The sequence below is a fragment of the Cytobacillus sp. FSL R7-0680 genome, assembly GCF_038009245.1.
Classification (GTDB): domain Bacteria; phylum Bacillota; class Bacilli; order Bacillales; family Cytobacillaceae; genus Cytobacillus; species Cytobacillus kochii.
In genome coordinates this window covers 4,122,364-4,136,704 of sequence record NZ_JBBPAO010000001.1, presented here as the reverse complement: position 1 = coordinate 4,136,704, position 14,341 = coordinate 4,122,364, and the positions used below count along the sequence as shown (strand labels likewise).

Genomic DNA, 14,341 nt, shown 5'->3' with positions numbered 1-14,341 from the left:
TTCCTATAGAAAATGATAGAGTTGAGAGTCCAAAGTCGCGTTTTATTAACCCAATCGCTTACATATTGACGCAGCATTAAGTTTTCAGAATAATTGTAATTGTTTACAGAAAATGAATATGAGGTGATTGTTTTGAAGAAGAAAAATTTTACTAAGAAAGTGATTTTACCCACTGCATTAGCCTTGTCCGTCACATTCACGGGGTTTTCTCCATTGTCCACATATGCAGCGATTCAAACAGAGACCAATGAAGTCATCTGGCAAGCACCGAAAGGATTAAATAAAGAGGAGGTTGTACAGGCTTATTTACAGGACCAATTAAAAGATCAGCCCCAACCTAAAGCACGTTCAAGTAAAAAGAATGTGAATCAATTTAAAATCATTGATGAACAGGTTGATAAACAAATAGGAACGACTCATATGAAAACCGTTGAACAAATTAACGGGGTCCCAGTTTACGGCTCAGGCCAAACAATTTCACTAGATGAGGACTTAAATGTTTATGCTTCTATCGGAGAAGTAAATAACGAGTTAGTGAAGGTAAATATAAATACAACACCTACTATTACTGAAGAAGAGGCTGAGTCTCAGGCGAAAGCTGCGATAGAAAATGAAATTGGTGCGATAAAAGATTATGATGGCATTGAAACAGATCTGATGGTATTTCCAAAGAATGATGAATACCATCTGACCTATTTAGTAAAAGCCTCTACTTCTATTCCTGAGCCTGGTTACTTCCATTATTTTATTGATGCGCATACGGGTGAAGTACAACATCACTTTAATGCTCTTCATTCTGCGGAGCCGGAAACAGAAACTGTCAGTGCTCGTGGATTAGACTTATTAGGAAAAATGCAAAATTTCAATGCGACAAAGAATATTGAAACGGGTAAAACCCATTTATATTCATTAGAAACTGTCAAAAATCGTTCAGTACCTATTCATACGTATGATGCACAAAGAATGGGTGAAACGCCTTTTATCCTTTTATCTGCCTTACTAGGATTTACAGGATTTGAAGTAGAGACAGCGTCTAACTTCTTCTACGATCCAGCAGCTATTTCTGCCCAACAAAACTCGATAAAGGTAAACAAATACTATCAAAACGTACATGATCGTAATAGCTTAGATAACGATGGTATGAAGATTATTAGCACCGTGCACATTGGTGAAAAGTGGAATAACGCAGCGTGGAACGGGAAACAAATGCTTTATGGAGACGGTGATGGTTCATACTTCAGTTCACTAGCAGGGGCACTTGATGTTGCAGGACATGAAATGACACATGGCGTGATAACAAATACAGCTAATTTAACGTATGAAGGTGAATCAGGCGCACTAAATGAATCCATTGCTGATATTTTCGGTGTGTTAGCTGAGAATCATTCCAAAGCCGAAGAAGATAAAAATTGGGTAATAGGTGAAGATGTATACACTCCTAATATCCCAGGCGATGGAGGGCTTCGCTCCCTAGAGAACCCGAAAGACAATTCCCTTCACCCGAACTATGGGATGAAAGATAATGCATATCCTGACCATTATGATGATCGCTATTTAGGAGAGTTAGATAAAGGTGGCGTCCATATTAATAGTAGCATTAACAATAAAGCAGCCTACCTTATTGCAGAGGGTGGAGATCATTACGGTACGACAGTTAATGGAATAGGATCAGATAAATTAGGCAAAATTCTTTATAAAGCATTAACAGTCTATTTAGTGCCATCATCTAATTTTTCCGAGATGAGAGAAGCTATGGTGCAATCTGCACGTGATTTATATCCTGATAGAAATGGAGAACCTTCCGCTGAAACAGCTGCTGTAATGGCTGCTTACGATTCAATTGGAGTACTAGAATAATTATTGAATCTTGTAAGCTGAGTGGTAATCATAACGAACAAACACTATGAATAATAGTCTTTGTTCGTTTTTTTATGAAAATGGCTAGCGTTTAAAATCCGTTATGCCTTAGGGCCTTTTTAGGTTCCCACTCATATTTTTGGGTTTTTCTGATTTATGGACTAAACCTACGAATAGCTCACACAACCTCTTTTTCTGGATTTTATTTCCATATTCAGAAATTCAAATGACGTGCAAAACGCTTTTGCTCGGCTTTCATTTCGGTTTTTTCCTCTAAGTGACCAGTCTTTTTTCTGTCTTTTCTGCGTATACGTCTCTTGCAAACAGTTCGCTACAAGAATCCTCATCATTTATTATAGAATAATTAGGAGAAAATCAAGTTGTACCAATTAGAGTATGACATTGAAAGGCTAGAGATAGAAACCTTTTTCGGATATCTAGCTATTTTTATCATTTGCTTTAACCATGTTGATATGATAAACCTTAATTATTCGTGGGCTTTTTTTCATTACATTCTATCTTCAGTTAGTAAGGTGGCTTTTTTTATGAACACTAGTGAAATTGCTAAATTATCTAAGGTCCATCCAAATACAGTACGACTTTATGAAGAATGGCAGTTTATTTCGCCTGTACCAAGAAAACCAAATGGTTACAGAGTTTATTCTGAACTTCATCTTAAGCAAATGGAAATCTCTAGACTTGCTTTTAAACAAGAATTTATACAGAATAACCTTCGCAAAAAGGCAACAGAAATTGTTAGACTTAGTGGCCGCGAACAGTTCAAGGATAGTTTACGAGCAGCAGAATCCTATTTAACCTATTTGCAAACAGAATATGAGTTTGCTTTAAAAGCAATTGAGACGGTGAAAAATTTATTACAAAACAAATCGATTACAGGTGAAACTTACTCCCACAAGTCCGTTGCTTCTATGCTTCAGTTAACGGAAGAAACATTACGGAATTGGGAACGGAATCATTTGTATACTATTAAAAGAAATACGCAAAATCGAAGAATTTATACAGATCGTGATATTCAAAAATTACTTGTAATACGCGCGTTACGCAGCGCACATTTCTCGATTACTAGCATTGCAAATTTATTTCAAGAAATGGAACAATCGAAAAAAAACACAGATATCCTGCAAATTTTACAAACGCCCAACTTTTCTTCGGATTTTTTTCATGTAACAGACGATTTAATGAATCAATTAAAGATAGCGATGGATGATCTGAAAACAATCATCGCTATCTTAACAGAACTACAATAATGGTGATGGTGCTTCTTTATCTACCAATACGGTTAATTCATGCATTGCTCTTGTTGAGGCTATATACATTAGCCCACGATCAAATTCGGTTCTATAATTGGTTTCATTTACAAAAGGTACGATAACAACATCAAATTCAAGACCTTTCGCATACTGAATCGTCGTTAAAACTAGACCTGTTTCAAACTTTCCCGTTTGGCCATCCAGTACTGTAAATGGTATGTTTAAACGTTCCTGCAAGATCTGTAAGTCTTTCTCCCCCTTACAGATAATGGCCGTAGTTCGATAATCATTCATCGCAATTTCATGAATCTGTTTCAGCATCTGTTCAAATGTTAAATACATACATTCTTTTGGTTCTTCCCCGTGTCTTGCAATTGGATGAATTTCCCCATTATGCATGAATTTTTTTGCATACAATGCAATTTCATATGATGACCGATAGCTGGTTGTTAATTCTACATATTCTAGATTATTAAACATGGCTTCAAATGCCTCTTTTGATATCGTTTCATATGGTAAGATAGCCTGACTAAAATCACCAATGATTGTTCGCTTACACGTAAACACTTTAGAAAGTACAGCATATTGGATTGGTGTATAATCTTGCATTTCATCTAGTACAAAATGCTGTACGAGCTCATACTGCTTGATACCTTTAAAATAAAACTGTACAAATAGATAAGGGTATACATCATTAAATTCAAAATGTTTTTTCGAAAACTTAAAAGAGTTTTGCCCCTGTGTTTCGATAAAAGAACGATAAATCTCTAACGGTGAAGAAAACAAGAGTCGTTTTTTCAGACGCTTTATGATTTCACTTTTATTCGGTATTTTCCCTTCTCTATCCCACTTAGATTTAAGCGCTTGAATGATATCATCTGCCATAAGTTCTAAACGTGTAACAATCGGCTCACTTCGATATTGAAGGAAGCGCCCTTGTAAATAATCAGCTTGTAGCACTACACCAGCAATGGAGATATTTTCGTTTTTAAGAAGCCTTGAGTCTAAGTTAAATAAAAAGGATTGAAGCTTTTGAACAAATGAATAATTCCCTTTCATTTTTGCACGTAAAGCCAGCTCCCCATTTGGATTCGATAGAATCTCTTTTGTTTCTCCCTCAAATGATCTAAAAGTTACACCAGCTGGTAATAAGTTTTCCGTAAGCTCGTCCAATGTAAAGGAGCGAATTGGCTCTTCACCTAGCTCGGGTAAGACGGTAGAGATATAGTCACCGAATACTTTGTTCGGCGACAAAATAAAAATACGTTCTGCTCGTAACGTATCACGGAATTTATATAAATAATAAGCTATGCGGTGCAAAGCAACAGCTGTTTTTCCAGAACCAGCAACTCCTTGAATGATGACATTATACGCTGATTCATTCCTTACTATTTTATTTTGTTCTCGTTGAATCGAAGTGACGATTGTTCTCATCTTATCATTTGTATGCTGATTTAATGTTTGCTGTAGAACTTGATCTTGTATTGTTAATGAGCTATCAAGCACATATTGGAGTTTAGAATTTTCTATTTTAATCTGACGTTTCTTAATAAGTTCTCCGTCAAACTGCTGATCCATCGCAATATAATAGGCCTCACCGATTTCAAATTCATAGTACATATTACAAATAGGGGCGCGCCAATCATAGATAATTTGTGTGCCTTCTTCATCGGCAAAACCGAAGCGCCCAATATAAAACGTCTCTGCCTCACTAGGATGGTCACCATGATATAAAAAATCAAATCGTCCGAAGTATGGGGATTCTATAAGCTTTCTTACCTGCTCACGTTCCACCACTCGTGCGAACCCATGTTTGTCTATCATACTTAAAGTTTGCTGGTAGTCATACACCTGGAATTTATCGAGTTCATTTTTATATTCAACCATATATTTTTGTAATTCCTTAAAATTGTGGTCTTGATCAATAATGTTTGATGAAAGCTTTTTATAGGCCTTTGTTAATTCATTTATAGTTTTTTCAAGATAAATAAATTCGCTTGTCTCCATCACAAAATTCCCTCCTTTTCAAGTGTATCACCAACTATAACAAATAGATTCTCGCTGGTGTTTAAGTGGAGGGTTGTATTTTTATTTCGGTCTTAAGAAGAATAGCGAGAGAAATAATTACAGAGTATTAAAAATAATATACCAATTCAATAAATCTATATTACAATTGTATACATTAATAATTAAATAGATCTAGGGGGTAAGTACCATTGTCAGTAGGCCATATTATTAAATTTTATAGAGAAAAAGAAGGTATGACTCAATCACAATTAGGTGACGGTATTTGTACCGCAACACATGTGAGTAAAATTGAGAATGGTAAAACAGATTATTCATTAGAAATTATTCAATTGTTTTCGCAAAAGTTACAAATTGATTTACAAAAAGAAAGTGAAAAGTTCGAGGAAATCGAAAAAACATTGCATTCTTTCAATGAAGCTTTGATTTTGAATAAGATTAAACAGGTAGAGTCTTACCGAAGAATTTTAAATAATATACCATACTTACTATCTACTAAGTATGCCTATTTTTATCAACTGGTAATGTTACGATATTGGTTCGTAAAGGAGGAGAAGAAGGAGATCGATGCCCTCTTAGGTTCTTTAGACAAGGTAGAAGCATGGATGAATCCTTATGAAAAAAACTTTTTACTTCATATGAAAGGATGGCATCTCATCCGCTATTCTTCTAAAAAAGATGATCATTATGAAGCCATCGCTATTTTCAATAAAATCCAGATTGCCTATTACCCAAATGAGGAATTCTATTATCATTTAGCACTTGGTTATCAATATGTAGGCAGACAAGTAATGGCATACATGTATGCAGAAAAGGCATTAAAATACTTTAAAGAAATCAATAATTACGCTGATGCAATTAAGGCGGAGTCCTTGTTGTTATTACACATATCTGAAGATCCTTATGTCGATGTGAAACCTATGTATAACCGATTAATTTATGCGTGTGAATTAATTAATGATAATGACAAAAAAGGGATGTTACTGAACAATCTTGGAAACACGCTTCTCAAAAGAAATGAATATAATGAAGCTTATCAATACCTGAAGGAGTCTATACGCCTATGTAATAAAAAAGGTAAAGTCTACATTCATCGACTTTTCAATTATATTCTCGTTGCAGTTGAAGGCCATTTAAGTAGTAAAAAAACCTTAAGAAAAAATATTATCGAAGGACAAAGAATAGCACTAGAACTAGAAGAAGAAGTCTTTATACACCTTTTTAAATTATTGGAGTATAAATTAGAAGATGAACAAGACAAATACCAACTATACTTAGCAGAAAAGGCATTCCCATATTTCAAAGAACATCAACACTTTGCCTTAATGAAATCATCTTTGAAGGAACTAGTCGAGATGAATCAAATGAATTCTTCCCCTCAGTTAACAAGTGAATTATTAGGAGAAGCTGTTCAGCTTATATAATTTACAACTGGCACTATATAAAAAGTTTCATCCCCTGGTATCTTATCAAGCTGCGCGACAAGCAAGAGATTGAAAGTTTTAATAAACAAAGGAAAATGAAGTATTTTAAACGAATACCTAAAAAGATAAAAATATACAACACTTCTATTCCATATAGATAAATTTGTAGAAAGTGAGCCCCCCATTATCTTTCTATTGTTCGAAAGGAGTTTGAAGCATTCTTGAATAATCCAATTTGATTTACCCCTAAAAATCCAACTATAGACGAACAAACTTGGGGGAAATAATCATGTTTCGAAACAAAAATTTTGCTTTATTAGTATCCGGGCAGTCTCTTGCGAATATGGGGGATATTCTTTATATTACATCAATCATTAGTATGATATATCAATGGACAGGGTCAAGCTTTTATACAGCATTTGTCCCTTTTACGATAACATCAGCTATGTTTCTATCAAGTTTACTTTCACCGCTTGCGATGAATCGTTGGAACTTAAAATGGCTACTCACCTTTTCACAAGTTGGGAAAACGATCATTATTATCCTACTCACCCTACTTGTAACTGAAATGGTTGCTGTACCGTTTATCATTGTCTTTTTACTCATTGCTGGCATCGGGTTGCTCGATGGCTGTGCGAATCCGATTAGCCAAACATTGATTCCTCATTATGTTAATAGTGAACAATTAGTGAAAGCAAATGGGTTTTTCGATACGATTACACAAATCATTCAAGCTGGCATGTGGTTCATCAGTAGTTTGTTGCTCATTCGTATTGGCAACAACAACTTATTGTGGGTAGTGATTGGTTTATTCTTCTTATCTAGTTGTTTACTTTCTTTTTTAAACAGCGTACAAAGCTCAAACGAAAAACAACCGTCTCCGTTTGCCGAAATGAAAGAAGGTTGGCACATCCTGTATCGAACACCGATATTGCGAAAAATGGCCTATATTGAAGGGCTTGATTCCATCGCTGCTACAGTATGGATCGCTGCTATTCTCTATGTATTTGTGAGTGAAAGGCTACAAGCCGACCATCAATGGTGGGGCTGGATAAATGGCGCTTTTTTCCTTGGGCTCATTCTCGGCAGTCTGTATTGTATGAAGTATGCAAAACTAGTAGAAAACAAAATAAGAAAGGTGTTTATGCTCGGGGCCATCGGAGCGTTTTTTAGTACTTTCTTATTCGCTTTTAATACGCTACCCGTTCTTGCACTTATCCTTGCCTTTTCATTTGGTGCTTCTATGCAAATAAAAGGCATACCGCAACATACAATGATTCAAACGAGTGTGTCACTTACACAGTTATCAAAGGTCTACGCCGCACTAGGCGCTTTGGGCACAGGTATTTTCGCCCTTTCCTCTTTACTGATGGGATGGCTCGCTGAAACATTCAATGTTCAGCTTGTTTTTCTCCTATCTGCCGCTTTAATGGCCGTGATAAATATTTTAATAAAAGTTAATCAACAGGTTTTTGTTAAAGGAAATGTGAAACAAACGTAAATGATGAAATGAAAACTTCCCATTAATCGTAAGGGAGGTTTTCTTCTTTTTTTAACTGTAATAGAACGAGAGATTTGACCAAAATTTAATAATTATTTTAAACCATAACCGCTTGTACAAATAAAGCAAAGACAACAAATAAATGAACAACCGCCAATATCCCAATGTATAAACCATTTACCGGAAATAGTAATAAGTGAATCAAAATAAGTAAAAAACACTCCACTGCAAACAAGATAATAGTCAGCCCGACTCGATTGGCTAGCTTCTTTTCATTCCTTACTCTTCCCTCTTTATAACCAGCGATAAAACTGACACTACCCTTACGTTGAATTAATACACCAATGACCACTAAAATACTACAAAGGAATACAGCAAGAATGATCTCCACCAACCTATGTGACCTCCTACCTTCTATCTATTTTTTTAAAAAATGTATAGGAAAAAGTTTAATTCATGATAAATGAGCCTAAATAGAAACTATATATTTTTGCTAGGGAGTGTGCATATATCGTGTTTGACCTTTTTGATTGGCTTAGACTTTTATTATCTGCCATTATCATTTTGCCTTTAACAACAATCGTTCGAGAGTTTGGGTATTACCTAGCAGCGACCATTTTAGGGAGCAAAGAAAAGAAACTAGTGATTGGAAGTGGGCCGGTATTATTTAAAATACCTACTATTGAAGTGAGAAGATACTTCTTTATGAATAGCTGGATGGAGTATGAAGAATTAAATCCGAGCGGGCGCTTTTGGCACGGGTTCATATATGCTTCTCCTATTTTAACGACAGGTGGTTGCGCGATTATTGCTAATTCGCTTGTATTAGAAGGGATCTTACCAAATAATATTTTCTGGCAAACATTTATCTTTTATTGCTTTTATTATGTATTTTTTGATATTGTCCCTGTTTATTTGCCAGATGGGCAACCTACTAACGGTCGGGCAATTTTTGACCTCATTTATTACGGTGAGCGCTCCGATTATTTAAGACAGAAAAATAGCCAAAGTAATGAGCAACGAGCTTACACCGATGAACAAGAAGAAACAATGGAGAATAGGGATCGAGATGAAAAAGAACATAGTGACCATACCCAGCCTAAATAATTTCTTTAAGCTGAGGCTGAATCTATCTCACTGTTTTCTTCACGTTTACTTAGTTGATGATAAAAAATATTAGTCGCCGGAAAATAAATCACAGCACCCATTACCAAAAATATAATGAGTTGGATAACCTTTTCTTCTTTCAATAAATGTTCTGTATGATAAACAAATTGTAATTGCTCGTTCAATGAAATGGGAGAGGTAAATATCGTTAAAATAAAACCTAAAATAACGAAAATGCCATAAATATTTAAAACAAACCTTATTGTGATTTCTTTTTTACCATATACGATTACCTGCTGTTCCTGTGATCTTGCGCCCATTTAACCTCCCCTTTCATTAAATCCTGATCAACACTAGAAAGAATATAAAAAAGCATATCGGTAAAAGAAAACTTAAAAGCGCTGTCTTCGTTTGATAGTTTTCCTGCTTCCTTTTTAACAAACGATCGATAACAAAAAACAACCATGCGGCAATTAAACTAATATGTAGGAGAACGAGTCCAAATATAGTATGGAAGAGAAAGGTAAGGAAGATAACTATCTTATTTTTCTTTTTAGCAAGTAAACTGGCAAGCCAATCACTAACGAGGGAAGTCGCTATTCCATAGATATAAATGACTGGAAGACTATACATCATAACAAACCCAAGAAATTCTATGAAATAGGAATGATCTCCTACTGTAGAAATGAGAGTTAAGGTTAGTGGATAAAGCACGCTTGTAATGGAAGCCGCAATCAATTTTCGTCGAAACATATTGCCACCTCTCATTCAATTGGTCCCATTAATTATAACATAATTTTGAAAACTATATGAATTTTACCATTATGAACTTGCGATTCGATTAAGCTTTTTCAATCCTGATTGTTCAAACTCATTGGCTTCCGTCTTTAATCGGTTGATGTCATCCTGTTGATCTAATCCCGTTTCTAAAACTTCTTTCTCTAATTGATGTACCTCCGCCTTTAATGAGAAAGCTGTAGAGAGGTCGGCACTCGCCCCTTCAAATACGGATAACATACTTTCAGTTAGATTTTCAGGTGGCGGATATTGGCTGTATAAACTTGATAGCTTCGTTGCCTCTGTATATAAAATTTCTAGTTCCTTTAACATCTCTTCTGCTTGATTATCTGCCTTCGCTTCTTCATATGCCACTACATGAGTTTGATAGGACGATTGTTCAGCTAACATTTCTTTCTTAAATTCTTCAAAAGCGTCTTCCTTTGTGCATCCGAAAAGTAAAACTATCATGAAAATGAACCGACTATATTTAAGCTTCAATTGTATCCCCCTTTGGCAAAATATAAGTACTACAGCTCCAATGCGTGTGATGAATCATTCCGTGCCACTGTCGTTTTTCTAACTCTTTAGCCATGAGGCGATTGAATATGCCATGTCCGACTAAACAAACCGATCCTTTTTCTCGCGCTTCATTAATGAGAAAATCAGCCGCGGCAATAGCTCTCTCTTTAGCTTCACGATAAGACTCGCACCTATGTTTGGCACCTAAAAACCATGCGATTCTTAAAAAGAGTGTCCAATGTTTTGGCTTTAACCTTATAAACTTACTTAAGTAAATATGAGGAAGCTCTGCCTCCCGAAAAAGAGCATGAGCTGCATAACTTTGATTAACAGCTAAATAATGAAGAGTCGCCGTCGCACGTAACAAATCACTCGTCAGCAATGTATGTGCTTTTTGAATCTTTTCGATTGTCAGTGCTGGATATTGTTCCATTGGTTCGACTCCGGATTCATCATAAGCTTCTACCCACGAACGATACTGCTGCCCATTTATTCGTTTATTCTCTTTATGAATGGAGGCGCCATGTCTGATTAAGTTAATTTCCATCCTTATCACTTCTCTTCCCTTGCCTAACTTTACCTATGTCCACCTTCTCATAGGGGTCATTCGCATAGTTAAAGCCTCTCATTAAAAGTTAAATGATACATTCTCTTCTTAAAAATATTCTATTTAGTAAACACAAATTCCTTTTCTTTTTATTCGAAATATATTGAATAAATAATTCTAAAAATATAGAATATAGACAATCTACTTATCCATTATAAGGAAAGGAATCAATTCATGTTACATACGCGGTCATTTAAAATATTATGGTTAGGAAATTTAATTTCTGAATTTGGTGGTGCTATCGGGGGGATTATAAATGGCTTACTACTATATGAACTGACGGGTTCAAAGGAATGGATGGCAACAATGTGGCTTTGTTACTTCCTGCCATCACTATTTGTTCAAAGCTTGAGTGCCCCTTTTTTAAACAATATCAATAAAGAGAAAGTGTTATATATTATCCAACTCTTCCGCTCAGCTGTCTATCTTTTACCTCTATTAGGGAGCATAGTAGGCATAAACGATATAACCATAGTAGTGCTCGTGATTCTCCAATGTACAATTGGTATATTGCAACCCATTTATGCTAGTATTTCATTCTCATTAATCCCAGTATATTGTGAAGATAACAAGCTTGTCTCAGCCAATAGTTCGCTCGATGCAACGATAAGATTAATGAGCTTTATCGCACCAGGAATCGCTTCTTTTTTCTTACTCGTCTTCCCTCTACACTTTCTTTATCTACTCACAACATTGCTCTTTCTTCTCAGCGCTTTTGCAATACACCAATTGCCATACACAACAACAAGGTCATCAGTTAACAAAAATAAAAAAAGTTGGCTAACAGCCTTCGTAGCGGGCTATCAAACCTTCTTTTCTTATCCTCCTATATGGAAGTTAACCCTTCTCTCTTCAGCGGTGCAGTTTGCTGTAGGAGCAACAATGGTGATAAAGATTCCATTTTTTCGTGAAGAATTAGGCGGCACTTCCTGGGAGTATGCCCTATTTGCCGCTGCTTTTCCACTTGGATATGTACTAGGGACATTCTTGTTAGCGAAGTTGCCTAAGAACAATGTAACACTTTATCTCGGGTTGTTTGGGGGAGGGCTCTCTTTTATGCTATTGTCTCTCACACCATCCATAACCTTTGCATTGATTTCCGAGCTACTCGGCGGCTTACTATTCCCATTATTCAACGCACAGAGTGTAGCCATTTTCCAAAGAGTGGCTCCTGGGGATCAATTAGTAGAATTAAGTGCCATCCGCCTCCTCTTTTTAAGAATAACGATGCCTTTAGGGATTTTATTTGCTTCTTTGCCGTTACCAACTAGGGACATCTACCTTTATATCGCTGGGCTCATCATCTTTTTAGCGATTGTTTCCTTCTTTAAGGGGGCTCGTGTTTCTAGCAAACACCTTACAGTTTAAGCTTTTTTCTAATTTATAAATCACTTGCCTTGCTCCAAAACGATCAATATAACAATCAATAGTGAAACCAAGTTTTTCTAAAAGTTGACACGACCGCTTGTTAGCTACTTGTGTTTCAGCGACAACCTTTTGCTCCTTAAGAGTAAAAAAGGCATACATCAACACTTCATAAACGGTTTCACTTGCATACCCTTTCCCCCAGCAATGGGGGAAAAATTGATAAGAGACTTCTATATCCGCCTTACAATGGTGGGGGGTAAGAGCGATGAATCCTAAGTGATGATGTGTATACTTATCTGATACGATCCAATAAGACGATGATAAGTTCATCAACATATTCTCCATTTGCTCCTTTACTTCTTCAATTGTCCTTATCCCACCAAGATACTCCCGGACCTCGGCATTCCGATACAATTTCACCATTGTGGGAAGATGCTTCATAGAGAGCGGAGTTAATACACATCTTTCAGTCATCAACGGCATCATTTTCTAATCTCTTCAATCATTTCTACACGATTGCCGAACGGATCTCTAAATTCAAAGCGGTCAAAACCTGGAATAGGGACGCCCTCTATTAAACTAATGTTTTGCTGCGATAATACTTCCTTCCAAAAGGATAGATTATCTACTTCATAAGCGATATGTGCCTTTGTAGTCGTTCTGTCAAATCCATTCTCAGTGCCAACATGGACAGCACGGTCACCTACCTGTAACCAAAAACCACCTCTCCCTTTCAATGAAGCTGGTTTTTCAATCTCCTTTAATTGCAGAACTTCGCAATAAAACTGCTTGCCTTTTTCTTCTGCTCCTTTTGGAATCGTTAATTGTACATGATGAATCCCTATAATCATAGTTTACCTCCTTTATCATTCTTCTCCGAAAGAATAGCACCATTTAGGAAAGTCCAGTTTTTCTTCATAAAAACGATGAGCTGCTTTTCGTGACTAGGCTGATTCAAGACAAATATATCCCGCTCCATGTTTCGCCAATTGCATTAGCTTTCCACCATTTCCTTTTGAACGAACAGTTGCATCCGTGACGTATTCTGACATATACACCTGCTTGCCTCAACCTGACCATTCACCAGTCGTATCCCTTCTTTTATTTAACTTTATATTTCTACTTTTAGAAGAATATTCCTTTCAGCTAACGACATAATAAAAAGAATCTTATTACAAAAGGAGCTGTTCAATATGCGTAAAAAAAGAAGAATGGTCATATTACTTTTCATTTTCATCTATATTGGCCTTGTATCAAATGTTAGTGCCCTTACCTTCGACACCTTACCCGTCGAGCAATCATCTCAACGTTGGTCCGTGGAAATAAGTGAGGGTGTGGACGATAATTCAAAACAGCAATCCAAGTTCGGTCATTATGATACACGGTCTTTGAAAGTTGAAAACATGGGAGAGAACAACCTCGTAACTGCTGAAATTTCAATGTACCGAAATGAACCAAAATCCACAACAAAGTATGCCCTACAAGGTTGTCCGGGAGCATTAGATTGCAAGCAAATTTCAGAAGATCAAAAGCATACGCTTGCCGCACAATTAAATAATAGCTCCCCATACAATTTCGCAAACTTTATCCTAGCTGAAAAAGCAACAGAACTTGAAGTTGAAATCACCTGGACAGAAAAAGGCAATGAAGGACGTCCACTGAAAGAAAGATTTGTTTTTTCTGAGGAATAAATGAGAAAGAAGGTTATTCTTTGCTGATAAAGAGTAACCTTCTTCAGTAGTAAATAGGTAGCTATATATATGGAAGCACCATTTGATACACCGCTATACTGAAACCTAGTATACTGGCTTTTAATTTCGAGGGATGATACTTCCTTGATGTTTTTAAATGAAGAAGAATAAAGATAAAACCGATTGGTATG

General features: G+C 36.1%; 15 protein-coding genes. 7 read left to right on the top strand and 8 right to left on the bottom strand.

Translation table 11 applies throughout. From position 1 onward, the window contains the following. The first annotated feature begins 132 nt into the window (after positions 1–132). Entirely contained in the window at positions 133–1,857 is a 1,725-nt protein-coding gene (locus MKY26_RS20765; RefSeq protein WP_341049764.1) for a M4 family metallopeptidase, read from the top strand. Between the two features lie 545 nt (positions 1,858–2,402). After that, positions 2,403–3,125 (top strand): MerR family transcriptional regulator, encoded by a 723-nt coding sequence (locus MKY26_RS20760; protein WP_341098501.1) that lies wholly within the window; start codon positions 2,403–2,405, stop codon positions 3,123–3,125. Here MKY26_RS20760 and MKY26_RS20755 read toward each other — a convergent pair. Beyond that, positions 3,117–5,135: a HelD family protein gene (locus MKY26_RS20755; protein ID WP_341098713.1), complete on the bottom strand. Its 2,019-nt coding sequence runs from the start codon at positions 5,133–5,135 to the stop codon at positions 3,117–3,119. The two genes, MKY26_RS20760 and MKY26_RS20755, sit on opposite strands and share 9 nt — an antisense overlap. Positions 5,136–5,344: 209 nt before the next feature. Here MKY26_RS20755 and MKY26_RS20750 point away from each other — a divergent pair, with 209 nt between their 5' ends. Next, a complete protein-coding gene (locus tag MKY26_RS20750; protein WP_328198865.1) occupies positions 5,345–6,577 on the top strand; it encodes a helix-turn-helix domain-containing protein in 1,233 nt (410 codons plus the stop codon). 289 nt (positions 6,578–6,866) lie between these two features. After that, positions 6,867–8,078, top strand: a complete 1,212-nt coding sequence (locus tag MKY26_RS20745) for an MFS transporter (RefSeq protein ID WP_341098499.1) — start codon at positions 6,867–6,869, stop codon at positions 8,076–8,078. A gap of 97 nt (positions 8,079–8,175) precedes the next feature. On the opposite strand, the gene MKY26_RS20740 is transcribed toward MKY26_RS20745, so the two are convergent. Further along, the gene (locus tag MKY26_RS20740) at positions 8,176–8,472 is read right to left on the bottom strand and encodes a hypothetical protein (protein WP_095370637.1); all 297 of its coding nucleotides are present in this window, start codon (positions 8,470–8,472) and stop codon (positions 8,176–8,178) included. A 119-nt stretch (positions 8,473–8,591) separates the two neighbouring features. Here MKY26_RS20740 and MKY26_RS20735 point away from each other — a divergent pair, with 119 nt between their 5' ends. Next, entirely contained in the window at positions 8,592–9,185 is a 594-nt protein-coding gene (locus MKY26_RS20735; RefSeq protein WP_180317013.1) for a hypothetical protein, read from the top strand. Between the two features lie 5 nt (positions 9,186–9,190). Here the strand turns inward: MKY26_RS20735 and MKY26_RS20730 are convergent, their stop codons facing one another. The 4 genes from MKY26_RS20730 to MKY26_RS20715 all read right to left on the bottom strand — a co-directional run bounded on the left by MKY26_RS20730 (position 9,191) and on the right by MKY26_RS20715 (position 11,031). Then, positions 9,191–9,505, bottom strand: a complete 315-nt coding sequence (locus MKY26_RS20730; protein WP_341098498.1) for a hypothetical protein — start codon at positions 9,503–9,505, stop codon at positions 9,191–9,193. A gap of 16 nt (positions 9,506–9,521) precedes the next feature. After that, positions 9,522–9,938, bottom strand: coding sequence for a hypothetical protein (locus MKY26_RS20725; RefSeq protein WP_341098497.1), 417 nt, complete (start codon positions 9,936–9,938; stop codon positions 9,522–9,524). A gap of 69 nt (positions 9,939–10,007) precedes the next feature. Further along, on the bottom strand, positions 10,008–10,463 hold the full coding sequence (locus tag MKY26_RS20720; RefSeq protein WP_341098496.1) for a hypothetical protein: 456 nt from the start codon (positions 10,461–10,463) through the stop codon (positions 10,008–10,010). Further along, positions 10,453–11,031 (bottom strand): histidine phosphatase family protein, encoded by a 579-nt coding sequence (locus MKY26_RS20715; protein ID WP_095370641.1) that lies wholly within the window; start codon positions 11,029–11,031, stop codon positions 10,453–10,455. The genes MKY26_RS20720 and MKY26_RS20715 overlap by 11 nt, the downstream gene beginning before the upstream one ends. Before the next feature lie 234 nt (positions 11,032–11,265). On the opposite strand from MKY26_RS20715, the gene MKY26_RS20710 reads away from it, so the two are divergent. After that, positions 11,266–12,459, top strand: a complete 1,194-nt coding sequence (locus MKY26_RS20710; protein ID WP_341098494.1) for an MFS transporter — start codon at positions 11,266–11,268, stop codon at positions 12,457–12,459. Here MKY26_RS20710 and MKY26_RS20705 read toward each other — a convergent pair. Both MKY26_RS20705 and MKY26_RS20700 read right to left on the bottom strand, forming a co-directional pair. Next, complete coding sequence (locus MKY26_RS20705; RefSeq protein ID WP_341098493.1) at positions 12,400–12,945, bottom strand: GNAT family N-acetyltransferase; 546 nt, start codon at positions 12,943–12,945, stop codon at positions 12,400–12,402. The two genes, MKY26_RS20710 and MKY26_RS20705, sit on opposite strands and share 60 nt — an antisense overlap. Continuing rightward, complete coding sequence (locus tag MKY26_RS20700) at positions 12,942–13,310, bottom strand: VOC family protein (protein WP_095370644.1); 369 nt, start codon at positions 13,308–13,310, stop codon at positions 12,942–12,944. The genes MKY26_RS20705 and MKY26_RS20700 overlap by 4 nt, the downstream gene beginning before the upstream one ends. 342 nt (positions 13,311–13,652) lie before the next feature. Between MKY26_RS20700 and MKY26_RS20695 the strand changes: the two genes are divergently transcribed. After that, positions 13,653–14,150 (top strand): hypothetical protein, encoded by a 498-nt coding sequence (locus MKY26_RS20695; RefSeq protein ID WP_328198871.1) that lies wholly within the window; start codon positions 13,653–13,655, stop codon positions 14,148–14,150. Positions 14,151–14,341 lie beyond the last annotated feature (191 nt).